The sequence below is a fragment of the Sphingomonas sp. 28-62-20 genome (assembly GCF_002281505.1).
Map to the genome: position 1 here is coordinate 207,487 of NZ_NCGH01000002.1, position 23,567 is coordinate 231,053.

28 protein-coding genes are annotated in these 23,567 nt (G+C 61.8%); 16 read left to right on the top strand and 12 right to left on the bottom strand.

Annotated features, from left to right (window positions below; genetic code table 11):
* Positions 1-292 precede the first annotated feature (292 nt).
* Entirely contained in the window at positions 293-3,022 is a 2,730-nt protein-coding gene (gene gyrA / locus B7Y43_RS02370) for a DNA gyrase subunit A (protein ID WP_374130001.1), read from the top strand.
* Here gyrA and B7Y43_RS02375 read toward each other — a convergent pair.
* Together B7Y43_RS02375 and B7Y43_RS02380 are read right to left on the bottom strand one after the other, a co-directional pair.
* Complete coding sequence (locus B7Y43_RS02375; protein ID WP_374130002.1) at positions 3,008-3,301, bottom strand: type II toxin-antitoxin system RelE/ParE family toxin; 294 nt, start codon at positions 3,299-3,301, stop codon at positions 3,008-3,010. The genes gyrA and B7Y43_RS02375 overlap by 15 nt on opposite strands.
* Positions 3,298-3,555: a type II toxin-antitoxin system ParD family antitoxin gene (locus B7Y43_RS02380; protein ID WP_374130003.1), complete on the bottom strand. Its 258-nt coding sequence runs from the start codon at positions 3,553-3,555 to the stop codon at positions 3,298-3,300. The genes B7Y43_RS02375 and B7Y43_RS02380 overlap by 4 nt, the downstream gene beginning before the upstream one ends.
* A 44-nt stretch (positions 3,556-3,599) precedes the next feature.
* Here B7Y43_RS02380 and B7Y43_RS02385 point away from each other — a divergent pair, with 44 nt between their 5' ends.
* The 3 genes from B7Y43_RS02385 to B7Y43_RS02395 all read left to right on the top strand — a co-directional run bounded on the left by B7Y43_RS02385 (position 3,600) and on the right by B7Y43_RS02395 (position 5,046).
* Positions 3,600-3,959, top strand: coding sequence for a DUF952 domain-containing protein (locus B7Y43_RS02385; protein ID WP_374130004.1), 360 nt, complete (start codon positions 3,600-3,602; stop codon positions 3,957-3,959).
* A 35-nt stretch (positions 3,960-3,994) separates the two neighbouring features.
* Entirely contained in the window at positions 3,995-4,642 is a 648-nt protein-coding gene (locus tag B7Y43_RS02390) for a peptidylprolyl isomerase (RefSeq protein ID WP_374130191.1), read from the top strand.
* A gap of 194 nt (positions 4,643-4,836) precedes the next feature.
* Positions 4,837-5,046 carry a hypothetical protein gene (locus tag B7Y43_RS02395; RefSeq protein ID WP_374130005.1) on the top strand — a complete coding sequence of 70 codons (210 nt, stop codon included), beginning with the start codon at positions 4,837-4,839 and terminating at the stop codon, positions 5,044-5,046.
* On the opposite strand, the gene B7Y43_RS02400 is transcribed toward B7Y43_RS02395, so the two are convergent.
* A complete protein-coding gene (locus B7Y43_RS02400) occupies positions 5,027-5,701 on the bottom strand; it encodes a lysoplasmalogenase family protein (RefSeq protein ID WP_374130006.1) in 675 nt (224 codons plus the stop codon). The two genes, B7Y43_RS02395 and B7Y43_RS02400, sit on opposite strands and share 20 nt — an antisense overlap.
* An 82-nt stretch (positions 5,702-5,783) precedes the next feature.
* Here B7Y43_RS02400 and trmFO point away from each other — a divergent pair, with 82 nt between their 5' ends.
* The gene (gene trmFO, locus B7Y43_RS02405; protein WP_374130007.1) at positions 5,784-7,097 is read left to right on the top strand and encodes a methylenetetrahydrofolate--tRNA-(uracil(54)-C(5))-methyltransferase (FADH(2)-oxidizing) TrmFO; all 1,314 of its coding nucleotides are present in this window, start codon (positions 5,784-5,786) and stop codon (positions 7,095-7,097) included.
* 137 nt (positions 7,098-7,234) lie between these two features.
* On the opposite strand, the gene B7Y43_RS02410 is transcribed toward trmFO, so the two are convergent.
* Positions 7,235-7,699: an EF-hand domain-containing protein gene (locus B7Y43_RS02410; protein ID WP_374130008.1), complete on the bottom strand. Its 465-nt coding sequence runs from the start codon at positions 7,697-7,699 to the stop codon at positions 7,235-7,237.
* Positions 7,700-7,764: 65 nt separating this feature from the next.
* Complete coding sequence (locus B7Y43_RS02415; RefSeq protein WP_374130009.1) at positions 7,765-8,445, bottom strand: squalene/phytoene synthase family protein; 681 nt, start codon at positions 8,443-8,445, stop codon at positions 7,765-7,767.
* A gap of 114 nt (positions 8,446-8,559) precedes the next feature.
* On the opposite strand from B7Y43_RS02415, the gene B7Y43_RS02420 reads away from it, so the two are divergent.
* From B7Y43_RS02420 to B7Y43_RS02435, 4 genes are all read left to right on the top strand, one after another.
* Complete coding sequence (locus tag B7Y43_RS02420) at positions 8,560-10,497, top strand: pilus assembly protein (protein ID WP_374130010.1); 1,938 nt, start codon at positions 8,560-8,562, stop codon at positions 10,495-10,497.
* On the top strand, positions 10,494-10,724 hold the full coding sequence (locus B7Y43_RS02425; protein WP_374130011.1) for a TadE/TadG family type IV pilus assembly protein: 231 nt from the start codon (positions 10,494-10,496) through the stop codon (positions 10,722-10,724). Before B7Y43_RS02420 ends, B7Y43_RS02425 begins: the two co-directional genes overlap by 4 nt.
* Positions 10,725-10,964: 240 nt before the next feature.
* Complete coding sequence (locus tag B7Y43_RS02430) at positions 10,965-11,126, top strand: hypothetical protein (RefSeq protein ID WP_374130012.1); 162 nt, start codon at positions 10,965-10,967, stop codon at positions 11,124-11,126.
* Positions 11,123-11,779: a TadE/TadG family type IV pilus assembly protein gene (locus B7Y43_RS02435; protein ID WP_374130013.1), complete on the top strand. Its 657-nt coding sequence runs from the start codon at positions 11,123-11,125 to the stop codon at positions 11,777-11,779. The genes B7Y43_RS02430 and B7Y43_RS02435 overlap by 4 nt, the downstream gene beginning before the upstream one ends.
* Here the strand turns inward: B7Y43_RS02435 and B7Y43_RS02440 are convergent, their stop codons facing one another.
* The 4 genes from B7Y43_RS02440 to eno all read right to left on the bottom strand — a co-directional run bounded on the left by B7Y43_RS02440 (position 11,780) and on the right by eno (position 15,934).
* A complete protein-coding gene (locus B7Y43_RS02440; protein WP_374130014.1) occupies positions 11,780-13,171 on the bottom strand; it encodes a pyruvate dehydrogenase complex E1 component subunit beta in 1,392 nt (463 codons plus the stop codon). It lies immediately after the preceding gene.
* The gene (gene pdhA / locus B7Y43_RS02445; protein ID WP_374130192.1) at positions 13,171-14,217 is read right to left on the bottom strand and encodes a pyruvate dehydrogenase (acetyl-transferring) E1 component subunit alpha; all 1,047 of its coding nucleotides are present in this window, start codon (positions 14,215-14,217) and stop codon (positions 13,171-13,173) included. The genes B7Y43_RS02440 and pdhA overlap by 1 nt, the downstream gene beginning before the upstream one ends.
* An 87-nt stretch (positions 14,218-14,304) precedes the next feature.
* A complete protein-coding gene (locus tag B7Y43_RS02450) occupies positions 14,305-14,616 on the bottom strand; it encodes a septum formation initiator family protein (RefSeq protein ID WP_374130015.1) in 312 nt (103 codons plus the stop codon).
* A gap of 31 nt (positions 14,617-14,647) precedes the next feature.
* The gene (gene eno / locus B7Y43_RS02455; RefSeq protein WP_374130016.1) at positions 14,648-15,934 is read right to left on the bottom strand and encodes a phosphopyruvate hydratase; all 1,287 of its coding nucleotides are present in this window, start codon (positions 15,932-15,934) and stop codon (positions 14,648-14,650) included.
* A gap of 152 nt (positions 15,935-16,086) precedes the next feature.
* Between eno and B7Y43_RS02460 the strand changes: the two genes are divergently transcribed.
* From B7Y43_RS02460 to B7Y43_RS02480, 5 genes are read left to right on the top strand one after another with little or no spacing between them, the layout of a single operon-like run.
* The gene (locus B7Y43_RS02460) at positions 16,087-16,638 is read left to right on the top strand and encodes a hypothetical protein (RefSeq protein WP_374130017.1); all 552 of its coding nucleotides are present in this window, start codon (positions 16,087-16,089) and stop codon (positions 16,636-16,638) included.
* 17 nt (positions 16,639-16,655) lie between these two features.
* Positions 16,656-17,021 carry a phage holin family protein gene (locus B7Y43_RS02465; RefSeq protein ID WP_374130018.1) on the top strand — a complete coding sequence of 122 codons (366 nt, stop codon included), beginning with the start codon at positions 16,656-16,658 and terminating at the stop codon, positions 17,019-17,021.
* Positions 17,018-17,380 (top strand): hypothetical protein, encoded by a 363-nt coding sequence (locus B7Y43_RS02470; protein ID WP_374130019.1) that lies wholly within the window; start codon positions 17,018-17,020, stop codon positions 17,378-17,380. Before B7Y43_RS02465 ends, B7Y43_RS02470 begins: the two co-directional genes overlap by 4 nt.
* Positions 17,373-17,801: a hypothetical protein gene (locus B7Y43_RS02475; RefSeq protein WP_374130020.1), complete on the top strand. Its 429-nt coding sequence runs from the start codon at positions 17,373-17,375 to the stop codon at positions 17,799-17,801. The genes B7Y43_RS02470 and B7Y43_RS02475 overlap by 8 nt, the downstream gene beginning before the upstream one ends.
* Before the next feature lie 57 nt (positions 17,802-17,858).
* Complete coding sequence (locus B7Y43_RS02480) at positions 17,859-18,089, top strand: DUF4170 domain-containing protein (protein WP_374130021.1); 231 nt, start codon at positions 17,859-17,861, stop codon at positions 18,087-18,089.
* A 19-nt stretch (positions 18,090-18,108) separates the two neighbouring features.
* Here the strand turns inward: B7Y43_RS02480 and B7Y43_RS02485 are convergent, their stop codons facing one another.
* The 3 genes from B7Y43_RS02485 to carB form a co-directional block, all read right to left on the bottom strand.
* A complete protein-coding gene (locus tag B7Y43_RS02485) occupies positions 18,109-18,684 on the bottom strand; it encodes a rhomboid family intramembrane serine protease (RefSeq protein ID WP_374130022.1) in 576 nt (191 codons plus the stop codon).
* Positions 18,685-18,752: 68 nt separating this feature from the next.
* Entirely contained in the window at positions 18,753-19,229 is a 477-nt protein-coding gene (gene greA, locus B7Y43_RS02490) for a transcription elongation factor GreA (protein WP_374130023.1), read from the bottom strand.
* 78 nt (positions 19,230-19,307) lie between these two features.
* Entirely contained in the window at positions 19,308-22,640 is a 3,333-nt protein-coding gene (gene carB, locus B7Y43_RS02495) for a carbamoyl phosphate synthase large subunit (RefSeq protein WP_374130024.1), read from the bottom strand.
* Between carB and B7Y43_RS02500 the strand changes: the two genes are divergently transcribed.
* Together B7Y43_RS02500 and B7Y43_RS02505 are read left to right on the top strand one after the other, a co-directional pair.
* Entirely contained in the window at positions 22,627-23,079 is a 453-nt protein-coding gene (locus B7Y43_RS02500) for a hypothetical protein (RefSeq protein ID WP_374130025.1), read from the top strand. The two genes, carB and B7Y43_RS02500, sit on opposite strands and share 14 nt — an antisense overlap.
* Complete coding sequence (locus B7Y43_RS02505) at positions 23,076-23,489, top strand: type II toxin-antitoxin system VapC family toxin (RefSeq protein WP_374130026.1); 414 nt, start codon at positions 23,076-23,078, stop codon at positions 23,487-23,489. The genes B7Y43_RS02500 and B7Y43_RS02505 overlap by 4 nt, the downstream gene beginning before the upstream one ends.
* Positions 23,490-23,567 lie beyond the last annotated feature (78 nt).

Genomic DNA, 23,567 nt, shown 5'->3' on the forward strand with positions numbered 1-23,567 from the left:
ACAAGAAGCTGTGGATCGCCGCTGAACGACTGGGATTGGGCGACACCCGACTGGCAGCATTCACTGGCCCAGGTCTCAACACCCTTGGCGAAGCCGCCAACCGGAGCGCCCGATAAACACCACCCTCCGCGCCCTCTGCGCCTCCGCGCGAACCCAATCCTTGCTCCCCCAACACACTACGCCCAGCTCCCGATCAACACCCCCCCCTCGCGCACGCGCACGCGCGTGACAAATGCGGACGGGCGGTCTAAACCGTCACACAACAGAAACACCCATCCGAAAGCGCCAGAAATTGACCGACGAGACACTGCTCGCCGACCCTTCCGATATTTCCCCGATCTCGATCGTCGACGAGATGCGGTCGAGCTATCTCGACTATGCGATGAGCGTCATCGTCTCGCGCGCACTGCCTGATGTGCGTGACGGGCTGAAGCCAGTCCACCGCCGCATTCTCTATGCGAGCCAGGAGGGCGGCTTCGTCCCCGGCAAGCCGTATCGCAAATGCGCCAAGATCGTCGGCGACGTGATGGGTAATTATCACCCGCACGGTGACAGCTCGATCTATATGGCGCTCGCCCGCCTCGCCCAGGATTGGGCGATGCGGGTCATGCTGATGGACGGCCAGGGCAATTTCGGGTCGATGGACCCCGATATGCCCGCCTCGATGCGCTATACCGAGGCTCGGCTGACCAAGGCAGCGATGATGCTGCTGAGCGATATCGACAAGGATACCGTCGATTTCGCGCCGAACTATGACGGATCGCGCGAGGAACCGACGGTCCTGCCGGCGCGCTTCCCCAACATCCTCGTCAACGGCGCCGGCGGCATTGCGGTCGGCATGGCGACCAACATCCCGCCGCATAATCTGGGCGAAGTCGTTGATGCATGTCTGGCGATGATCGACCGCTCGGTCGATGGCGGTGATCCGCTGACGATCGAGGAGCTGATGGAGATCGTCCCCGGCCCCGATTTCCCGACAGGCGCAATCATTCTGGGCCGCACCGGTTGCCGCAATGCCTATGCCGAGGGGCGCGGATCGATCATCGTGCGCTCGCGCTACAAGATCGAGGAAGGGCGCGGCGACAAGCGCTCGATCGTCCTCACTGAAATCCCTTATCAGACCGGCAAGAACGGCCTGGTTGAAAAGATCGCCGAGGCCGCCAAGGACAAGCGCGTCGAGGGCATCAGCGACATTCGCGACGAATCGAACCGCGAAGGCGTGCGGATCGTCATCGACCTGAAGCGCGATGCGACTCCCGAAGTGGTGCTCAACCAGCTCTGGCGGCACACCCCCGCGCAATCGAGCTTCCCGGCCAATATGCTCGCGATCCGCGGCGGCCGGCCCGAAACGCTCAACCTGCGCGACATCATCGAGGCGTTCGTTAAATTCCGCGAGGAAGTGATCACCCGCCGCTCGAAATATGAGCTGCTCAAGGCCCGCGAGCGCGCGCACATTTTGCTCGGTCTGGTGATCGCGGTCACCAACATGGACGAGGTCGTGCGGATCATCCGCTCATCGGCCAATCCCGCCATCGCCCGCGCGTCGCTGGCGGCGCGCGAATGGCCGGTCGCGGAAATCCTGCCTTATATCCGGCTGGTCGAAGCGGTCGAGGCCGAGGTGGAGGGCGATACCTACAAGCTCTCCGACTTGCAGGTCCGCGCGATCCTGGAGCTGCGGCTCCACCGGCTGACCGCGCTTGGCCGCGATGAGATTGGCGACGAGCTCAAGACGCTGGCCGAATCAATCACCGAGTTGCTTGCGATCCTGGGTGATCGCGTAAAACTCTATTCGGTGATGCGCGAGGAACTGGTCGAGGTGCGCGCGATGTTCGCCACCCCGCGCAAGACCGAGATTGCCGCCGCCGCCGACGGGATCGAGGACGAAGACCTGATCGAGCGCGAGGAGATGGTCGTCACCGTCACCATGCAGGGCTATATCAAGCGCACCACGCTCGACACTTTCCGCGCGCAGAAGCGTGGCGGCAAGGGCCGCGCAGGGATGGCGACCAAGGACGAGGATATCGTTACCGAGCTGTTCGTCACCAGCACCCACACGCCGGTTCTGTTCTTCTCCACCCACGGCAAGGTTTACCGCATGAAGGTGTGGAAACTGCCCGAGGGCGGCCCCGCCACGCGCGGGCGGCCGATGATCAACCTGCTGCCGCTGGCCGATGGCGAGAAGATTTCAACGGTACTGCCGCTCCCCGAGGACGAGGCGGAATGGGGCAAGCTGCACGTGATGTTCGCGACCGCCAAGGGCAATGTTCGCCGCAACTCAATGGACGCCTTCACCAATGTGCCCTCGAACGGCAAGATCGCGATGAAGTTCGAAGGCGAGGATGAAGACGACCGGCTGATCGGCGTGGCGTTGCTTGACGAGGCCGACGATGTGCTGCTCGCCACCCGCGCGGGCAAGGCGATCCGCTTCGCGGGCGACGAGGTGCGCGAATTCCAGAGCCGCAATTCCACCGGCGTGCGCGGGGTGCGGCTGGCCCAGGGCGACGAAGTGATGTCGCTGTCGATCCTGCACAAGGTTGGCGCGTCCCCCGAAGAGCGTGAGGATTATCTGAAATTCGCGCCGTGGAAGGGCGACAAGGATGGCAGCATCGCGATGACCCAGGCGCGCTATGAAGAGCTTGCGGAACGCGAGCAGTTCATCCTCACCGTCTGCGCGAACGGCTATGGCAAGCTCTCGTCGGCCTATGAATATCGCCGCACCGGTCGCGGCGGCCAGGGCATCACCAATATCGACAATATCGGTCGCAACGGCCCCGTCGTCGCCAGCTTCCCGGCGGCGAAGGGCGACCAGCTGATGCTTGTCACCGATCAAGCCAAGCTGATCCGGATGCCATTGGCCACGATGCGGGTAATCGGCCGCAATTCGGCGGGCGTAAAGCTGTTCGATGTTGGCAAGAACGAGCTGGTGGTGAGTGCGGCGAAGATTACGGACAGCGATGATGAAGACGGCGGCGAGACTGACGTGCCCAACACCAACGGACCGGCAGATTCAATCGAGCCTTGAGTCGATGTCCATGCGCTGATGCAGGATGCGGACGATCTCGATCGAGCGGTCGCGTGAGGCAAAAATGATGAGGTGCGACCCGCACGGAAACCGGCGGAGCGACGCATGCCGTTGGCTCGCTGGCTGTCCCATGCGCGGATCGGCGGCAAGGCGTGAGAACATGGCGATGATTTCGCCAGTGTAGCGTTCGGCCTGGTCCGCGCCCCAGGTCTCTTCGCTATAACTGAAGATGTCGGCGAGATCGGCGTCGGCGGCGGGACGAAGATCGATCGACCTCACTCAGAGGTCGCCTCTCCGGCGCGCGCTGCTCGCATTCGTGCGAAAAATTCATCAGGATCGAACGGCTCCGCGGGTCCGCTAGCAAGCCCCGCATCGATAGCAGCATCAAGCTCGGCCAACTTCTTCTGCCGCGCCTCCACCAGCCGCAACCCTTCGCGAACAACTTCGCTGGTTGACCCGTAACGTCCGCTCGCCACCAGATCGGCGGTGAACTTGACCCAGTGATCGCTGAGCGCGATTGACGTGTTGCGCATCGTGGCATACCTCCGGCGGCTCAATTACCAAGATTGGGTAACGCATGCAAACCCCCGTCGCCAACCTCGTCGCGTACAAGGTGCTGACCGCCGATCAGATGCAGGTCCTGGAGCATGAGGGCAGTTTCGTCGGCGCACCGATCGATCTTGCCGATGGCTATATCCACCTCTCCACCCACGCTCAGCTAACTGAAACGGTCGATAAGCACTTCGCCGGGCAGACCGGGCTGTGGGTCGCCTCGGTCGATCTCGAGGCGCTCGGCGCGGCGGTGAAGTGGGAGGAATCACGCGGCGGGCAACTGTTCCCGCATATTTATGCCCCGCTGCCGTTGTCGGCCGTGCTGGCTTATGGCGAGTTGACGCGCGACGACGCGGGCAATGTCCAATTGCCGGTCGCCGGTTGAGTCGGAGGGAAGTGCCGGTGCGGTTCGCCTGGATAATGCACCGGCTGCTGATGCTCGCGGCGGCGATCCTTCTGGTCACCTCGCCGTCACTCGCGCGCAAACCCCGCCCCGCCGCTCTCCCCCGTGTGGAGCTCAACACTACGCTTGGCGCCATCGTGATCGCGCTGGAAACCCGCCGCGCACCAGCGACTGCCGCCAATTTCCTCGCCTATGTCGATGATGGCCGTTTTGATGGCACGGTTTTCTATCGGGCTGCTCGCCGCAAGGCCGATCCGCGCTTTGGCTTCGTCCAGGGCGGCATTCAGACCGATGCGCGCCGTATCCTGCCGCCCTTCCCGCTCGAGACAACCGACAAGACCGGTGTGCTCCACCTTGACGGCACGATATCGATGGCGCGGCGCGAGGATCCGAAATCAGCGGGCGGCAATTATTTCATTTGTGTCGGCCCCATCCCCAGCATGAATGCCAGCCCCGATCACAAGGGCTATGCCGCCTTCGGCCATGTTGTTCAGGGTATGGACGTGGTCCGCAAGATCCTCGCACAGGAAACAGGCGGCGGTAGTGATGCGATGCGCGGGCAATTGCTGCGCCACCCTGTGCGGATCATCACCGCCCGCCGACTCGACGGAACGCCAAAACCAACCGGCAAGGTCAAACCATGGCTGATGAAGGTCCCGCGCTGACGATCGACGGCCGACGGCCGACGGCCGACGGCCGACGGCCGACGGCCGACGATGCGCAATCCTCTGGCGCGGCAACCGTCAAGCCCGACAACGCACTGATTTGGGCCCCGGCCCATATTCCCAAACGGGCACTGAGTCCCCATAAAGGATAAGCCCCACCCGATTCAGCGCGTTAGTGAAAGAGTTGCCCACCCATGGAAATCGACCGGATCCTTCGAACCGAAATCCAAGAAGCGATCGCCGCGAAGCGCGCTGCCGGGGAGGTGCTCGATGCGCACGCGCTGGCCATCGAGATCACTGAAAAATGGGAAGAGCCCAAGGGCCGTGGTTCAGGCAACTGGCTCTATCAAACCCGCGATAGCTTACGGGCGAATATCGAAGCAATTATCGCCGAAGGGGCATGATTCGGTTTCTGCCGACGGCTTGCTGCAGGGCGCCGACCACCCCCACCGCAATCAACGCCTGCCCCCCGAAATAGAGCGGCCATACCAGCAAATCTGGAATGATTGACTGCCGCAACGGCCCAAGCCGCGCGAAGATCAACAAATCGCTCACCGCGAACAACAACGCCCCAAGCGACACTCGCCCCCGCGGAAAACGGCTGAGCCAGGCCAGCGCTGCCATCGCGCCCAGCCCCGTGGCATAGAGCGCAATGCCCGGTGCAGCCGCGCGATCCGCCGGGAAGACGAAGGCGAGCAAAGGGATGACGATCAATCGCCCGATCGCGATTGGCGCATCAGCGCGCCATCTGAGCGGGCGCAGGTTGCGGGCATAGAGCACCATTGCGACAAGGTGCCCGGCAAGAAACGCCAGCGCGCCAGTCGTCAGCCCCGCTGTCTCCAGCAGAACATCCCCTGCGGCGCCAAGCGCCAAGACCGCTGCGAGCAACCAGCCATCGACCGACCGCGCCTGCACCGCCGCCCAGACTGCGAGCAGCGCAACACCCGCGCCTTTCCACACGATGACCAGCGGCTCATCCGGCAGCAGCCACGATGCGGGGAGATAGCTCGCCCCCGCCAGCACCGCAGCCCCAAGCAATAGCAATCGCCAACCGGTCATTTCAGCCCCTGCATGTTCGCTGCATGGCTGGCAGAGAATGCCCCCTTTGTCATCGGTGCATCGCCCCGCTATCAGCGCCAGCATGACACATGACGTCCATATCATCGGCGGCGGCCTCGCCGGATCAGAGGCAGCCTGGCAGATCGCTGAAGCGGGTTTCCGCGTAAAGCTCTCCGAAATGCGCGGGTCCGGCGACATGACCCCCGCCCACCAGACCGATGGCCTGGCCGAACTCGTCTGCTCGAACAGCTTTCGCTCCGACGATGCCGATCGCAACGCCGTGGGGCTGCTCCATGCCGAGATGCGCGCGCTGGGGTCGATCATCATGGCGCAGGGTGATGTCCACAAGGTGCCGGCCGGCTCCGCGCTGGCGGTTGATCGCGACCATTTCTCGGCGGGCGTGTCGGCGATCCTGCTGGCGCATCCCAATATCACTGTGGTGCGGGAGCGGGTCGATGTCCTGCCAGCCAACGGGCTGACAATCGTTTCCACCGGGCCGCTGACGGCACCAGGGCTGGCCGAGAGCATCGGCGGGGCGACGGGGGCGGCCGCGCTTGCCTTTTTCGATGCGATCGCGCCGATCGTCCATCACGACAGCATCGATATGAGCGTCGCCTGGATGCAATCGCGCTGGGATAAGGGCGAGACGAAGGATTATATCAACTGCGCGATGAACAAGGAGCAGTATCTCGCCTTCCACACCGGCCTGATGGAGGGCGAGAAGACCGAGTATAAGGAATGGGAAAACGTCCCCTATTTCGAAGGCTGCATGCCGATCGAGGTGATGGCGGCGCGCGGGGTGGATACGCTGCGCTATGGGCCGATGAAGCCCGTCGGGCTCGATGATCCGCGCACTGGGCGCTGGCCTTATGCGGTAGTGCAGCTGCGGCAGGATAATGCATCCGGGACTTTGTGGAACATCGTCGGCTTCCAGACCAAGCTGAAGCATGCCGAACAGGTGCGACTGTTCCGGACGATCCCGGGCCTGGAAAATGCCGAGTTTGCGCGGCTGGGTGGGCTGCATCGCAACACATTTATCCGCTCGCCCGAATTGCTCGATCCCACTTTGCGGCTGAAATCGCGGCCGCATATCCGCTTTGCTGGGCAGATCACGGGGTGCGAGGGCTATGTCGAAAGCGCGTCGATTGGTTTGCTGGCGGGGCGCTTCGCCGTAGCGGAACTGCGCGGCGAAACACTCGCCCCGCCGCCGGTCGAAACGGCGTTGGGAGCGCTCCTGCACCACATCACTGGCGCGGCCGAGGCCGAAACCTATCAGCCGATGAACGTCAATTTCGGCCTGTTCCCGCCGATTTCCGGACGCACCAAGAAGGCCGATCGCAAATTACTCTATACGGCACGCGCGCGCGAAGCACTGGCGGGGTGGATCGCGGCTTAGAGTGTGATGACTCTGGATTGGACCAAACCATACTCCGTTCGCCCTGAGCGAAGTCGAAGGGCATGCGGAGCACGTGGGCTTCGACTTCGCTCAGCCCGAACGGGTGTGAGGTTGAATCGAGCTAACGCCATCACGCTCTAGCTATCGTCTTCAGCGGCACTCGCTGCTGGCGCCGGGCACACGCATTTCGGCTTGGATTTGCGCACTACTGCCGTGGTAACAAACTCAGCCGGAGTCATCGCGCCGTCCTTGTTGGCGTCGGCGGTCGCGAATTTAGTGGTGGCCTTGACCGCCCATTCTTCGAATGAAAGCTGGCCATTGCGGTCGCTATCCAGCCGGGCAAAAGCCTTTTGGCGGGATGCAAGATATTCAGCGCGCGTGATCGTCCCGTCCTTATCCTTGTCATAGCGACCGAAACGACGCTCTTCGCGGGTTTTGGCGCTGGCTTCGGGGGCGGTATCGGGCAAGTCCGTCGCCTGCGCCGCGTCCGCTCCCGGCGCAGCAGGCAGCCGCGCAGCCGACCCTGCGCGCCCGCCCATAAAGCTATAGGCTGCGGCAATCAGCAACACCGTGCCCAGCGCCGCTGCCAGATATCGCCACATTGTCACCCCTCCGCAACCGTATCCGTTGACGCGACAGATAACCCATTGATCGTGATAGGAAAAGCCTATCGCCCTGTCAAACCGTGCCACATCATCCGGCCAACGCGCTGCGGCGATCCCTGGCGGCGCTGGGTGCCCGGCGCGGCCCGGCAATCGATCCTGGCGAGCACCGCCAACATGCCGATCGGCCGCCCGGCTTTGCTCCAGCGGGGCGCTGTCGCCATCTCCAGCAGCGGTGCGGCTATCGCGCGCGCCTCGGCCGCCAGTGCAGCTTCGCTGGTCCGGCAGGCAAGATCGACCAAGGCCCAGCCCTGCCCCGCCGCATCGATTGGATCATTGGCGCTGGCCAGCATCCGGCCAGCGGCTGTGAACAACCTGCCGCCACGCGCTTCGGCGTAGCGCGCGAGCGCCGCCACCGGAATCGGATGAGGATCAATCACCAAGTCCCAGCCATCAATCATCGATGCCAATGCTGCCCCAGTCACGCCGCGCGGCAGGACATGGGCAGCCAGCGCCTGCAAGAGCGGCTGGGGGGGCGGCGCAGCCTGATCAAGCCGGGTCAGCGCTTCATGCCACCAGGCCAGCCGGACCTGGCGTAGTGTCGGCTCGCGGCCGCCGCTCAAGATTGCACCGAGCGTCTCGTCGAGCGCGAATAGCGCGCCTAGCGCCGCGCGAGCATCTGGCGGGGCATAGCTCAGCGCGAGCTGCCGTTCGGGATCAGCGATTATTGTCAAACGGGCCACCACGGCGTGGCTGTTAGCAGTAAACGTCCGTTTAACCATATCGCTTGAAAACTAGTTAGCCGTTCCCAGCGCATAGCCCTTCATTGAAATTGGTCGAATAGTGGGTTGGGCGCAGTCATGATCGAAAAAGGGCATCCCGGTGCGCATCGGTTGCGCGGCTTTCTTGCTTCCTTGGTCCGCGACGCCCGCGGCAACACTTTGGCGATCATGGCCGCTGCGCTGATCCCGCTGGCCGGCATGGTTGGCGGTGGCATCGACATGAGCCGCCTGTATATCACCAAAACCAGACTGCAACACGCCTGCGACGCTGGCGCGTTGGCAGGCCGCAAGGCAATGGGCGGCGGGATCTGGACGCAGAGCAACAATGCGCCGCGCGCAGCGGCTGAGCGCTTTTTCGACGCCAATTTCCAGACCAGCGCCTATGGATCGACGGGGCTCACCCGCACCTTTACCGAGGCAAATGGCAAGGTGACCGGCACGGTTTCGGCCACCGTGCCGATGACGCTCACTCGGGTGATCGGCACGACCAGCGAAACGCTGACCGTAACGTGCGATGCGGCGATGAGCCTGCCCAATACCGATATCATGTTCGTCCTCGACGTTACCGGATCGATGGGCAGCAAGGCAGTGAGCACCGACAGCAAGACCAAAATTCAGGCGCTGCGGAGTGCGGTGAAGTGCTTTTACGAATCCGTCGCCCAGCGCAACACGACCGAAACCTGTACGACGGGTGCCCCCACCGGCGGGGTCTCAGCGGTGCAAGTTAGGTTTGGCTTCGTGCCCTATTCGGTCAACGTCAATGTCGGGAAGCTGTTGCCGACCACCTTCTTTGCGGACGATTGGACATACCAGTCCCGCGAGAAAATCTCCATTCCGGGGACGGCCGCTGGCTGGACACAGGTGGGCAACCCTGTCGTCAAAACGTCGAACACCAATTTCAAGAACACACCCAGCGCGCAGTGCAATGATACGGCACTGGCGTCGAAGGGCTCCTCGTCGGATGCCATCAATGGCAACAGCCGGGTGAACACGACGATCGTTTACACGCGTCGGTCGTGGAGCAGCGGCTCAGGCGGCACATGCAAGACGCGCAAAACAACGACCACAACGACCTATACCGGCACCAATGGGACGCCGCCATCCAACACCTGGCACTATGGCCCGATCTCGCAAGATGTATCCGCGTTGAAGAACGGCAACAGCTGGAACAACAGCTTTGTGCTGCCGATCGGCACGGGTTTCACCAACAAGACCATTACCTGGGATGGCTGCATCGAAGAACGTGAAACGGTTCGTGAAACGGACTATGATCCGATCCCCGCCGATGCCAATGATCTCAATATCGATCTGGTTCCCAACAGTGGCGACGAAGAGACCTTGTGGGCACCGTTGCTGCCAGGGTTGATTTACACGCGTAATGATATTTCGGGTGACGGGAGCAACTGGAATCTCGATGAAATCACCACAACAACAGAATATGACAATGGATCGGATTATTACTGCCCAGCAGAGGCGCGTAAGCTGGCCGAGTGGAATGATCCGACGGTCTTTGAGAATTACGTCAACAGCTTAAGCCCGACCGGCAATACCTATCACGACATCGGCATGTTGTGGGGTGCCCGCCTGATGTCGCCCACCGGCATTTTTGCGAGCGAAAACGCGTTGACGCCCAACGGCGGCGAAATCGAACGCCACTTGATCTTCATGACTGACGGTGAAGCCTGCACAGGTGCTGGCAATTACACCGCCTATGGCGTGTCGTGGTTCGATCGTCGGCAAACTGATCCAAACACTGTTCCCACCGGTGGCTGCGGAACCAGCGGCACGCTGACTCAGCAGGTCAACGCCCGCCTGGCTGGGCTATGTACTGCGGTGAAGAACAAGAACATCACCTTGTGGGTGATCTGGTTCGGGGTTTCGAACACCACGATCGAAAACGCGCTGCGCAGCTGCTCGACGAGCGGACGCTTCTATTCGGCCCGCAATTCTGCTGATCTGGACACCGTGTTTGGATCAATTGCGTCCGAAATCTCGCAGTTGCGGCTAACGCGATGACGCGGCTCGCGCCCCGATTCTGCTCTCGCTTTCGCGATCGTCTCACCAACGATACGCGCGGATCGGCCCTCATCGAATTCAGCTTTGTCGCGCCGGTGCTGGTGCTGACCCTGCTCGGTGCGTTCGATATCGCGCACACGCTGTATGTTCGATCCGTCTTGCAGGGCGTCGTGCAAAAGGTTGGCCGTGATTCCGCGATTGAAGGCAATGACGAAGCGTCCGCCTAGACGGCAATCGACGACAAGGTCCGCGCTCAAGCACGTGCGCTGGCGAACAATGCGACGATCACGATTACGCGCCGCTTCTACAAGACCTTTACCACGGCAGCGGCGGCCCGGGCCGAAACCTGGACCGATACCAATACCAATCTGCGCTGCGACGCGGGCGAACCCTATGAAGATGCCAATCTCAATGGCACCTGGGATTCAGACGGCGGCAATGCCGGCCAGGGCGGTGCCAAGGACGCTGTGCTCTATACCGTAACCGTCAGCTATCAGCGGATGTTTCCGCTGTATCGACTGGTCAACATCGGCAACACGACGACCGTCAAGGCCGCGACCATTTTGAAGAATCAACCCTATGACGACCAGGCAGCCTATGGCGCGCCGGTAACGAGGAATTGCCCATGATCCGCCGGGCTGCTTTTTCCCGCTTGCTCGCTCGCCTGCGCGGCGACACGAGTGGGCTCGCCCTGCTCGAATTCGCTTTTGCGCTGCCGATTTTGCTGGTGATGAGCCTGAGCGGCGCAGAGATGACCAATTATATCGGCACCAAAATGCGGATGAGCCAGATCGCGCTGCATCTGGCAGATAACGCCGCGCGAATTGGCTCCGGCAGCCAGCTCGTCGCCAAGACAATCACCGAGGCCGACATTAACGATCTGTTCGTTGGTGCCAACCTGCAATCAAGCGAGCTTAATCTGCAAGCCAATGGCCGGGTTATCGTTACCAGCCTGGAGCCGACGGCAAGCCCGAATACGGCGGGGACCTACAAGATTGGCTGGCGGCGCTGTTATGGCGCAAAAACCACCTATGCCCGCCAATATCCGGTCGGCAGCGGAACGACAGCGTTAACCGGCATTGGCCCCACCGGCCGCCAGGTCACCGCGCCAGACAATGGCGCGGTAATGTTCGTCGAAATCTATTACGAATATAGACCTATCGTGCAGACGAGCCTGGTGCCATCGGCATCGATGACCGAAATCGCCTCAATGATCGTTCGCGACAAGCGCGATACCACCCAAGTCTATCCGGTCACTGGGGTAACCGCATCGACTTGCTGATCAGGCTCGATTGCAGACCTTCTTGGCTGCCGCCACGACGCGCGCGACATCGACCAAGGCCAGCTTTTCCAGATTGGCGGCATAGGGCATCGGCACGTCTTCATTGGTCACCCGCAAGACCGGCGCATCGAGATCATCAAAGCCCTGCTCCATGGCAACGGCGATGATCTCCGACGCGATCGAACAGGTCGGCCAACCTTCTTCGACGACGATCATGCGGTTGGTCTTCTTCAGGCTATCGAGCACGGTGCGGGTATCGAGCGGACGCAAGGTGCGCAGATCGATCACTTCCGCATCAATCCCCTCAGCCGCCAATGCCTCGGCGGCCTCTAGCGCGAGCGCGACGCCAATCGAATAGCTGACGATCGTCATGTCCGCGCCAGCGCGCATGATCCGCGCCTTGCCGATCGGCAGGACGTGATCCGCAAGGTTCGGCACCTCGAAAGAGCGCCCATAAAGCAGCTCGTTTTCCAGGAAAACAACCGGGTCTTCGCTGCGGATCGCGGCCTTGAGCAGCCCTTTGGCATCAGCGGCGTCATAGGGCGCGATCACGATCAGGCCGGGGACGCTGGCATACCAGGGTGCATAATTTTGCGAATGCTGCGCGCCCACCCGGCTGGCGGCGCCGTTGGGGCCGCGAAACACGATCGGGCAGCGCATCTGCCCGCCCGACATATAATTGGTCTTGGCGGCTGAATTGATGATGTGATCAATTGCCTGCATCGCAAAGTTGAAGGTCATGAACTCGACGATGGGCCTGAGGCCCCCCATTGCTGCGCCAGCACCAATACCGGCAAAGCCATATTCGGTGATCGGCGTATCAATCACCCGCTTGTCGCCAAATTCGTCGAGCAGGCCCTGCGTGACCTTATATGCGCCCTGATATTGCGCGACTTCCTCCCCCATCACGAAAACGCGCTCGTCGCGCCGCATTTCCTCAGCCATCGCATCGCGAAGGGCTTCGCGCAGGGTGATCTTGACCATTTCGGTGCCGGCAGGAATGGCGGGGTCGCCAATGGCCGCCACCTTGTCGGTGACATTTTCCGCAGGGTCGCTCTCCGCCTTCTGTGGCGCGGGCGCTGCAGGTTTGGCAGGTTCTTCGGCCTTGGTGAGCGGTGCCGACGCGGGGGCTGATGCTCCGCTTTCCTCGCCCTCCATCGTCAGCGTGGCGATCACCGTGCCGACCTTCACATTGTCGGTCCCTTCGGCCACCAGAATCTCGGCGACCACGCCTTCATCGACGGCTTCGAATTCCATCGTTGCCTTGTCGGTCTCGATTTCGGCCAGGATATCGCCCGATTTGACGGTGTCGCCCGCCTTGACGAGCCATTTGGCGAGCGTACCCTCTTCCATTGTTGGTGAGAGCGCTGGCATCTTGATTTGGACGGCCATCAGTAACGCTCCACCAGCACATCGGTATACAGCTCGCCGGGCTCGGGCTCGGGCGCGCTTTCGGCAAAATCGGCGGCTTCGTTCACCGTCTTGCGGATCGCTGCCTCGATTGCCTTCAGGTCAGCCTCGGTCACGCCCAGCCCCTCAAGCTCCTTCTTGCAATGATCGATCGGATCGGACTTTTCGCGCACCGCCTGCACCTCATCGCGGGAGCGATATTTGGCGGGATCGGACATTGAATGGCCGCGATAGCGATAGGTCTTCATTTCCAGGATGATCGGCCCCTTCCCTGCACGGACCCAGGCGAGCGCCGTTTCGGCGGCAGCGCGACAGGCAAGCACATCCATGCCGTCGACCTGCAGGCCCGGAATGCGGAAGGATTCGCCGCGCCGGAACAACTGATCCTCTGATGAGGCGCGATTGACGCTGGTCCCCATCGCATATTGGTTGTTCTCGATCACATAGATGACCGGCAGCTTCCATAGCTCGGCCATGTTGAAGCTTTCATACACCTGGCCCTGGTTCGACGCGCCATCGCCGAAATAGGCGAGGCACACACCGCCATCGCCCTTATATTTATGCGCAAAGCCAAGCCCGGTGCCTAGCGACACCTGCGCGCCGACGATGCCGTGCCCGCCATAAAATTTATGCTCGACGCTGAACATGTGCATCGAGCCGCCCTTGCCCTTGGAGATGCCCGCCTGGCGCCCGGTCAGTTCGGCCATCACATCCTTGGGCGGGATGCCGCAAAGCAGCATATGGCCATGGTCACGATAGCCGGTGATCACGCTATCCTTGTCCGACAGCGCGGATTGCAGCCCGACCGCAACGGCTTCCTGGCCAATGTACAGATGGCAGAACCCGCCAATCAGCCCAAGACCATAAAGCTGACCGGCTTTTTCCTCGAACCGGCGGATAAGCAGCATCTGCTTGTAGAATTCAAGCAGCTGATCCTTGCTGGCGTCAAACCGGGTTGGCTCGTCCGGGCGTTCGCGGTTCGGGAGGGGCGGTTCACTTTTGCGGCTGCGCGCGGGTGGTTTTGCCACGGTCAACAAGACCTCTTCTTCCTGGGGAGACGCGGCTATAAGCCCAGTCACCCGCCGCATGCAATTGCTGGCAGGTTCTTAAAGCGCTTAGTTGAGCGGTACGATCACCTCATCCGGGTGCGCCAGCTTCAGCTGCTTGCGCACAAGTTCTTCGGCCATGTCCGGATTGGTGTGCTTTGGATCAAGCAGCGCCACACGGTTTTTCAGCACGGTGCGCTGTTTATCGAGCTTTGCATAAACGGCTTCGCGGGCTGCCAGCTCACGCTTGTAATCGCCATAAGCAAACATCCCATTCGGCCCGACCACGGCATAGCCGCCAAAGAACGCCATCACGATCAGCGCCAGCGCCGGGGGGCCGGCGCGGCGCAAAATAATCTTGAGGGTGGAAGAACCTGACATTCGATGATTCTGGACTACCGCGACTCGGCGATCAAGGCCTATTTTTGCGGATTATACTGCGCCCGGCATAACGGCCCATGTCGCCCAATTCTTCCTCGATCCGGATCAGCTGATTGTATTTGGCCAGCCGATCGCTGCGCGCCAGACTGCCGGTCTTGATCTGTCCACAATTGGTCGCAACAGAGAGGTCGGCGATCGTCGCGTCCTCGGTCTCACCCGATCGATGCGACATCACTGCCGTGTAGCCCGCGCGATTGGCCATTGATACCGCGGCCAGTGTTTCAGTGAGTGTGCCGATCTGGTTGACCTTGACCAGCAACGAATTGGCGAGGCCCATGTCGATGCCCATGCGCAGCCGTTCCGGATTGGTGACGAACAGATCATCACCGACCAGCTGCACCTTGTCGCCGATCAGGTCGGTCAGCGCCTTCCAGCCCTCGAAGTCATCCTCGCTCATCCCGTCCTCGATCGAGAAGATCGGGTAGCGCGAGACGAGATCAGCGAGATAACCTGCCATCTCTTGCGGATTAAGCACCTTGCCCTCGCCGCTGATATGATAGGCACCGTCCTTGAAAAATTCGGTCGCGGCGCAATCCAGCGCGAGCATCACGTCGTCGCCCGGCGTGTATCCCGCCGCCTCGATCGACCCCATGATGAAATCAAGCGCGTCGCTGGTCGAGGCGATGTTGGGCGCAAAGCCGCCTTCATCGCCGACCGCCGTCGCGAGCCCTTTGTCATGCAACCGTTTTTTCAGCGTGTGAAAAATCTCCGATCCACAACGCACGGCATCAAAGATCGAATCGGCCCCGATCGGCACGATCATGAACTCCTGGAAGTCGATCGGGTTGTCGGCATGTTCGCCGCCATTGATGATGTTCATCATCGGCACTGGCAGCACATGCGCGGAAACGCCGCCGACATAGCGATAGAGCGGCATACCGCGCGCATCGGCCGCTGCCTTGGCGACGGCCAAGCTGACACCCAAAATCGCGTTCGCGCCCAGCCGCGCTTTGTTGGGGGTGCCGTCGAGCTCGATCATCACCTGATCGATTTCGCGCTGATCCTCGGCGTCGATCCCCAGCACCGCCTCAGCGATGTCGGCATTGACGGCATCGACGGCGCCCTGCACGCCCTTGCCCAGCCACATCGTCTTGTCCCCGTCGCGGCGTTCGACCGCCTCATAGGCACCCGTCGACGCGCCCGATGGCACCGCCGCGCGGCCAAAGCTGCCATCCTCCAGCATCACATCCACCTCGACCGTGGGGTTGCCGCGACTATCGACAATCTGGCGGGCATGGATGTCGATGATTGCGGTCATGAAATGATGCTCCTAATGCTGGGGCTGCACAGGCGTGCAAGCGTTGGCGCGGCTCTATCCGGTTCGTTTACGGGGAGCAATTCGCTTACGCGACTGGAACGCAAACAGCTGGTGACCGTTGTTTACGATTGAACGGGAAAGGTCTCTTCATCATGGCCAAAGACACGAACGACACAACGCCAAAGGCACCAAGGAAGCGCGCCGTGCCGCAGGCCCCGATCAAGGACGGACCGGGCAGCGCCGGGGTCAAGGCCAAAGCTTTGCCGCTGGCATCGGCCGTCATCCCGGCTGAAATGCCCACAAGCGCCGCGCAGACGATCAAGGACGGTGCCGGCAAGCTCGCTCGCCAGGCGACCGACAAGGCCCGCGACTACGTCGCCGAGGGCAAAAATCGCGCCGGTGGGGCGCTCGACGAAGTTTCCAGGCTGATGGAAGACGCCGCCACCACAGTCGATGAAAAAATCGGCCCGCAATATGGCCAATATGCCCGCACCGCAGCCGAAGGCATTGCCGGCTTTTCCGAAAGCCTGAAGGGCAAGGAGATTGAGGATCTGATGGCGGATGCAACCGCCTTTGTCCGCAAGAGCCCGGCCGTCGCCATCGGCATTGCCGCCGCGCTTGGCTTTGTCGTGGCTCGGCTGGTCAAGGCCGGACTTGATGCTGCCGATGATGCAAGCGACACCCCAACCGCCCCCGACGCCTGACGGACGGTCGGCGGGGGATGGACGAGGACGGACCAAGCGAGGAAGGCCCGGAGGACGATTCGATCGTCGCGCTGTTTGCGCGGCTGGTCGACGATGCCGAACGCTTCGTCCGCGCCGAATTAAAGCTCTATCGCGCCACGCTGTTTGCGCGGCTGGTGGAGGTTCGCAGCGCTGTCATCATGCTGCTGGCAAGCCTTTTCCTTGCCCAATCGGCGATGATCGCGCTGCTTGTTGGCCTGATCGTAATCCTGCGGCAGCAGCTTGGCGCGATCGGCGCGACAGCGGCCGTCTTTGGCGGATCGATGGCGATTGCCGGGTTGCTCGCCTGGATCGCGATGATCAAGATTCGCCAGGCGACCGACATCAAGGACAAGCCGCGATGAGCGATATCGAAGAAGAGCGCGCCCGCGCCGAAATCGCTGCGGCGGCGGCCCGTAGCCAGCTCACCGGCACACTGGTTGATATTCAGGCGCGCCTTCATCCGCGTGCGCTGGCGCGCGACGCGATTGAAGAGCTGCGCGAAACCGGGATTGCTATCGCGCGCCGCACGCTGGCAGCGGCGCAGCACAACCCCGGTCCCCTGATCGGCATTGGCGCGACACTAGTGGCGATTTTTGCGCGCGATTGGATTAGCGATGCCTTTGCAGACCATGGTACAACCGCAGCTTCTGCAGCGCGTTTAGAAGAGACCGACGACCAAATTGGCGAGCCCCAGCCCCAGGAAGGGAAATCCGATGAGTGATCCCCATAATCCGTTTGCCCATAAGCATAGTGGTGCCACCCAGGCCGCCAGCAAGGCCCTGGATAATGTCGTCGATACCGCACAGGATGCGGCCCGACGGACGGTCGACACCATCGAGAATAACCCGCTGTCCGTACTCGTCGGTGGTATCGCCGTCGGCGTGCTCGCAGGCGTGTTGCTGCCCCGCACCGAACGCGAAACCGCCATGTTAGGGCCAGTCGGCAAGCGGCTGACCGAGGGGGCAGTGACCGCCGCCCGCGCCGCCCGTGATGCAGGAACAGCCGAACTGGTCGCCGCTGGCATCAGCCGAGAAGCAGCCCGCGCGCAGGTGTCCAAACTGCTCGACGGGGTCGTCACCGCGGTCAAGACCGCCGGTGAGGCCGCGTCCCATGCAACAAAGCCCGGCGCGAACGAGAACTGATCTTCAAAACCGGCCCGCTTCGGGCTAAGCGCGGGCTTTTCTGAGGGGCCGCTCACGATGAACAAACTACATCTCGTCTTTGGCGGTCGGGTGGATGATCCAATGACCCTGGATTTCGATGATCTGGAGTCGATCGATATCGTCGGCATCTTTCCCGACTATAAGAGCGCAGAAAAAGCGTGGCGCGCCGCAGCGCAGCGCACCGTCGATGATGCCGAGATGAAATATGTCGTGGTGCATTTGCACAGGCTGGTCCAGCCCGACTTAATGGCTCCAGCCAAAGAGTGAAGCATTGGCGGGTCGCCAATCAGGCCGATCGGTAGCGCCAAAGCAACAGCGGCCGGGCTAGCGCAAGCCCGGCGATGAATCCGCCAATATGCGCGCCCACCGCCACCGGTTGCAGCCCGCCACCCGAGGCAAAGCCAATCAGCAACTGGATCACGATCCAAGCCGCCGCCAACCAGACGACGCGCACCACGCGCGAGGGGATGGGTCCGATTGCAGGTACGGGCCGCTCGGCAAACAGCATCGCATAAGCAGCCAGGATCGCTGAAATCGCGCCGCTCGCCCCGATCATCGGCGCTGCCGACATCGGTCCGAACGCCCAATGCCCGGCTGCACCTGCATAGGCGCCGACGACATAAAGCAAGACCGTGCCCGCCGCGCCAAGCGCCCGCTCAAGCAGTCGTCCGCAATAAACCAGCATCACCATATTGAGCGCGAGATGCAAAAAGCCGCCATGCACCAATGTTGCGGTCAGCGGCGTCAGCCAGAATGGCAGCAGGATGATGCCCTGCGGTGCGACCAGATCTACCGATAGGCTCGCTGGAATGAACCCCGCGCCAATCGCAGCATAGCCCTCGATGCCGATCAAGGTGATCAAGACCGAAACGGCGATCGTCAGCCCGGCAATGATGATGGTTGCGGGAGTCTCGTCAAGCGCTGAGCGTCTCAGATGAATTCCACCTTTGAAACAAGGTAATAACGATCGCCCGACGGCACCGTCACCTCAACTTCATCGTCAACTTTGCGACCAATCAGCGCGCGACCAAGCGGCGAATTGTAAGAAATACGCCCGACATTGGCGTCCGCCTCGGTTTGCCCGACGATCTGGTATCTGATGGGCTTGTCGTCCTCGTCCATCAGGGTAACCGTTGCGCCAAACACCACCTTGTCGCCCGACATTTCCTTCGGATCGATGATCTGGGCGCGCGACAATTTATCCTCGATATCGCTGATCGAGGCCTCGATCTGGCCCTGCCGTTCCTTGGCGGCGTGATATTCGGCATTTTCAGACAGATCGCCATGTGCACGCGCTTCCTCGATCGCGTCAACGATGAGCGGACGTTCGGCCTTGAGCCGCTTCAGTTCTTTGGAAAGCTTATCATAGCCTTCCTGCAGCATCGGCATCTTGTCTACCGTCGCCATTGATCGCGTCCTTCGTAAAAATCCCTGTTCCCGCGCAGACCCACAGGGTCCGCCCGCACGCATTTATCAATGTCGGGGTCAACTATGCGAATGGGAATAATAGGATTGCAATGGACGTACTTCAAGGCTTTGCGTTGAAAGTGCTGCAATTGCCTTCGCCGCCTCCACGCTGGCCGAGGCTGTCGTGAAATATGGGATCTTCTGTGCCAGAGCGCAGGCGCGGATTGGTTGCGAGTCCTTCAACGATTGCCAGCCTTCGGTAGTGTTGAAGATCAGCGCGACATCGCCATCCTTAATCCGGTCAACAATATGCGGTCTGCCCTGCGCAACCTTGTTCACGCGCTCAACGGGCACACCATGGCTGATTAGAAAATCGGCCGTGCCGCCCGTCGCGACGATACCAAAGCCCTGCTCGACCAAGGTGCGGGCGGCCGGAAGGATAACCGCCTTGTCGCTGTCCTTCACACTGACAAAGGCCGTGCCCGCGCGCGGCAGGATTGTCCCCGCCCCCAGCTCCGCCTTGGCGAAGGCGAGCGTAAAATCGGGATCGATTCCCATGACTTCGCCGGTACTCTTCATTTCCGGTGAGAGCACAGGATCGACGCCGGGAAAGCGCGCAAAGGGAAAAACCGCCTCTTTCACCGCATAATAATCGATATGGCGATCAACCGCTGGCAGATCCGCAAGCTTTTCACCCGCCATCACCCGCGCTGCAATCTTGGCGATAGGCGCGCCGATCGCCTTGGCGACGAACGGGACCGTCCGGCTGGCGCGGGGATTGACCTCGATCAGGCAAACCAGCCCGTCTTTCACCGCGAACTGGATGTTCATCAGCCCTTTGACGGAGAGCGCCCCGCCCAACACCGTCGTCTGCCGCTCGATCTCAGCGATGACATCAGCCGACAACGAATAGGGCGGGATCGAGCAGGCGCTGTCACCCGAATGGACGCCCGCTTCCTCGATATGCTGGAGCACGCCCGCGACACACACATCCGTGCCGTCGCAGATCGCATCGACATCGACTTCGATCGCGTCGCGCAAATATTGGTCGATCAGGACGGGCGAGTCGCCCGACACGCGGACCGCCGTCTGGATGTAATTGTCGAGCTGGTCGGGCCCGTCGACGATCTCCATCGCGCGGCCACCCAGCACATAACTGGGCCGCATCAACACCGGATAACCGATCCGCTGCGCCACCGCGATCGCCTCGTCACGGCTGCGCGCGATGCCATTGGCGGGTTGGCGCAGGCCGAGCTTGGTGATCAGCGCGGCGAAGCGCTCGCGATCCTCAGCGAGGTCGATCGCATCGGGGCTAGTGCCGAGGATCGGGATACCGGCATCCTCGAGCGCCTTGGCGAGATTGAGCGGAGTTTGGCCACCAAACTGGACGATAACGCCCACCAGCGTGCCATTCTGCTGCTCGATATGCAGGATTTCGAGCACGTCTTCGGCCGTAAGCGGCTCAAAATAGAGCCGGTCGGAGGTGTCATAGTCGGTGCTCACCGTCTCCGGGTTGCAGTTGACCATGATCGTCTCATACCCCGCATCGTGCAGCGCGAAGCAGGCGTGGCAGCAGCAATAATCAAACTCGATGCCCTGCCCGATCCGGTTCGGCCCGCCGCCCAGGATCACGATTTTTCGCGCGTTGGTCGGTTGGCTCTCGCATTCGGGCTCGCCGAAGCTGGGGGCTTCATAGGTCGAGTACATATAGGGCGTTTTCGCATCGAACTCAGCGGCACAGGTGTCGATCCGCTTGAACACTGGGCGCACGCCGAGCTTGTGGCGCAGCGAGCGGACTTCGCTTTCGGTGACGCCACCCGCCATCGCCTTCGCGACCTGACCGATAAGGCCCGAACTACGCGCCATTGTCTCAGACCCCGCGCGCATATTGACTGACTTAAGCGCGAGATAGGCCAGCCGCTTGTCGGAAAAGCCCATCGACTTTAGGCGGCGCATCCCCGCTGCATCGCGCGGCAGGCCGTTCGTGGAGACCTCTTCCTCCGCCGCGACGATTTCGGCGATGCGCTCCAGGAACCAGGGGTCGTATTTGGCGATGGCATGGACCTCGGCGACGGTGAAGCCTTCGCGCAGCGCTTGGGCTGCGACCAGCAACCGATCAGGCGTCGGGCGTGCCAGTTCGGCCTCGATGTAAGCGCGCGGTGCGCCGACCAACGCGTCGATCTGGTTGAAGCCGCTCAAGCCGGTTTCGAGCCCGCGCAGGGCCTTTTGCATCGATTCATGGATGTTGCGGCCGATCGCCATCACTTCGCCGACCGATTTCATCGCGGTGTTGAGGAGCGGCTCGGCACCCTTGAACTTCTCGAACGCGAAGCGCGGAAACTTGGTGACGACATAGTCGATGGTCGGTTCGAACGACGCGGGCGTGGCGCCGGTGATGTCGTTCATGATCTCGTCGAGCGTGTACCCCACCGCCAGCTTCGCCGCGACCTTGGCGATGGGGAAGCCGGTCGCCTTCGACGCCAGCGCTGAGGAGCGCGATACGCGCGGGTTCATCTCGATGACGATCAGCCGGCCATCGGCGGGGTTGACCGCGAACTGCACGTTCGATCCGCCCGTCTCGACGCCGATCTCGCGCAGGCAAGCGATGCTCGCGTTGCGCATGATCTGATATTCCTTGTCGGTCAGCGTCAGCGCAGGCGCGACGGTGATCGAATCGCCAGTGTGGACGCCCATCGGATCGATATTCTCGATAGAGCAGATGATGATGGCGTTATCGGCGCGGTCGCGCACCACCTCCATCTCATATTCCTTCCAGCCGAGCAGCGATTCCTCGATCAGCACTTCGGTGGTAGGCGACGCATCGAGTCCGGAGCGGACGATGACCTCGAACTCCTCGCGATTATAGGCGATGCCGCCGCCGGTGCCGCCCATGGTGAAGCTCGGGCGGATGATGGAGGGTAGCCCGGTGCGTTCGAGCACGGCGAGCGCCTCGTCGAGCGTATGCGCGATGCCGGAGCGCGCGGATTCGAGGCCGATCTTGGTCATCGCGTCGCGGAATTTCTGGCGGTCCTCGGCCTTGTCGATCGCTTCGGCATCCGCGCCGATCATCTCGACGCCGAATTCCGCCAGCGTGCCGTCGTTGAACAAAGCGAGCGCGGTGTTGAGCGCGGTCTGCCCACCCATCGTGGGGAGCACCGCATCGGGCCGCTCCTTGATGATGATTTTCCGCACGATCTCGGGCGTGATCGGCTCGACATAGGTGGCGTCCGCCAGCTCGGGATCGGTCATGATCGTGGCGGGATTCGAATTGACGAGGATGATCCGGTAGCCATCCTCCTTCAACGCCTTGATCGCCTGCGTGCCGGAGTAATCAAACTCGCACGCCTGGCCGATGACAATGGGCCCCGCGCCGATGACGAGGATGGAGGAGATGTCGGTGCGCTTAGGCATTGACGGCAATGCTTTCATTGAATACATTGATTGCAAAAGGAGATCGGCTTTGGCGACGCTTACGGTCCGCAATATCCCCGACGAGGCCAAGCTTCGTTTCCGCCAGGTGGCGGCGGCGCATGGCAGGTCGATGGAGGAGCATCTCCGCACGCTGATCATCGAGGCTGATTTCGGCGACGCTCGCGTAAGCCATGTTGCCGAAGCAGCACCGACATTTGGTCATCAGCCATCCGGAGAGGAAATTGTGCGCGCGTTGATCGAGGCGGCAAATGGTAAAGGTGACGACCTGTTCGACGGCGTGCTCGACCGCCGGAAATATGCCGACATCCGATATCTGACCGCTAAGGATGCGATGGCCGAATTGCGTCGGCTCGCGAACGGGGCAAGCCTGGACTTGCCACCGCGCCTGAATCCGACCCTCGAGGCGCCGGACTTTTGATCCTTGTCGACACCAACGTCTGGAGCGAACTGACCAAGCCAGCCGGCGACCCTGCCGTGCTGGCTTGGTTAGAAGCGCATGACGATGACCTGGCGCTGTCGGTGCTGGTGGTAGCGGAAATCCAGTACGGTATCGCGCTGCCAGCGGCGGCGCGGAAGCGCCCGTTTCTCGAACCATGGCTGGAGGGATTGCGTAGCCGCTATTATCACCACACGCTGCCGTTCGGGGATGACGACGCTGATTGCTACGGCCGGATCGCAGCCCACCCGCAAGTGAAAGCGCGCCAGCCGCAAGTGATCGACATGCTGATCGCGGCGCAGGCGCAATATCGCTCGATTCCGGTTGCCACGCGGAACGTGAGGGATTTTGAATGGACCGGGGTTGAGCTGATCGATCCCTGGGCCACTTAGGGCACGCCAAAAGCGCAAGAGCGCGCTCCCCCTCACCCCAACCCTCTCCCCGCCGGGAAGAGGGAGCCGCGCCGTCGC

Excerpts from the sequence above, each read along its gene's own strand:
- B7Y43_RS02380 (WP_374130003.1), bottom strand. The coding sequence starts at position 3,555 with ATGCGCAACACGTCAATCGCGCTCAGCGATCACTGGGTCAAGTTCACC.
- B7Y43_RS02385 (WP_374130004.1), top strand. The coding sequence starts at position 3,600 with ATGCAAACCCCCGTCGCCAACCTCGTCGCGTACAAGGTGCTGACCGCC.
- B7Y43_RS02390 (WP_374130191.1), top strand. The coding sequence starts at position 3,995 with ATGCACCGGCTGCTGATGCTCGCGGCGGCGATCCTTCTGGTCACCTCG.
- B7Y43_RS02395 (WP_374130005.1), top strand. The coding sequence starts at position 4,837 with ATGGAAATCGACCGGATCCTTCGAACCGAAATCCAAGAAGCGATCGCC.
- B7Y43_RS02400 (WP_374130006.1), bottom strand. The coding sequence starts at position 5,701 with ATGACCGGTTGGCGATTGCTATTGCTTGGGGCTGCGGTGCTGGCGGGG.
- trmFO (WP_374130007.1), top strand. The coding sequence starts at position 5,784 with ATGACACATGACGTCCATATCATCGGCGGCGGCCTCGCCGGATCAGAG.
- B7Y43_RS02410 (WP_374130008.1), bottom strand. The coding sequence starts at position 7,699 with ATGTGGCGATATCTGGCAGCGGCGCTGGGCACGGTGTTGCTGATTGCC.
- B7Y43_RS02420 (WP_374130010.1), top strand. The coding sequence starts at position 8,560 with ATGATCGAAAAAGGGCATCCCGGTGCGCATCGGTTGCGCGGCTTTCTT.
- B7Y43_RS02425 (WP_374130011.1), top strand. The coding sequence starts at position 10,494 with ATGACGCGGCTCGCGCCCCGATTCTGCTCTCGCTTTCGCGATCGTCTC.
- B7Y43_RS02435 (WP_374130013.1), top strand. The coding sequence starts at position 11,123 with ATGATCCGCCGGGCTGCTTTTTCCCGCTTGCTCGCTCGCCTGCGCGGC.
- B7Y43_RS02440 (WP_374130014.1), bottom strand. The coding sequence starts at position 13,171 with ATGGCCGTCCAAATCAAGATGCCAGCGCTCTCACCAACAATGGAAGAG.
- B7Y43_RS02450 (WP_374130015.1), bottom strand. The coding sequence starts at position 14,616 with ATGTCAGGTTCTTCCACCCTCAAGATTATTTTGCGCCGCGCCGGCCCC.
- eno (WP_374130016.1), bottom strand. The coding sequence starts at position 15,934 with ATGACCGCAATCATCGACATCCATGCCCGCCAGATTGTCGATAGTCGC.
- B7Y43_RS02460 (WP_374130017.1), top strand. The coding sequence starts at position 16,087 with ATGGCCAAAGACACGAACGACACAACGCCAAAGGCACCAAGGAAGCGC.
- B7Y43_RS02465 (WP_374130018.1), top strand. The coding sequence starts at position 16,656 with ATGGACGAGGACGGACCAAGCGAGGAAGGCCCGGAGGACGATTCGATC.
- B7Y43_RS02470 (WP_374130019.1), top strand. The coding sequence starts at position 17,018 with ATGAGCGATATCGAAGAAGAGCGCGCCCGCGCCGAAATCGCTGCGGCG.
- B7Y43_RS02475 (WP_374130020.1), top strand. The coding sequence starts at position 17,373 with ATGAGTGATCCCCATAATCCGTTTGCCCATAAGCATAGTGGTGCCACC.
- B7Y43_RS02480 (WP_374130021.1), top strand. The coding sequence starts at position 17,859 with ATGAACAAACTACATCTCGTCTTTGGCGGTCGGGTGGATGATCCAATG.
- greA (WP_374130023.1), bottom strand. The coding sequence starts at position 19,229 with ATGGCGACGGTAGACAAGATGCCGATGCTGCAGGAAGGCTATGATAAG.
- carB (WP_374130024.1), bottom strand. The coding sequence starts at position 22,640 with ATGCCTAAGCGCACCGACATCTCCTCCATCCTCGTCATCGGCGCGGGG.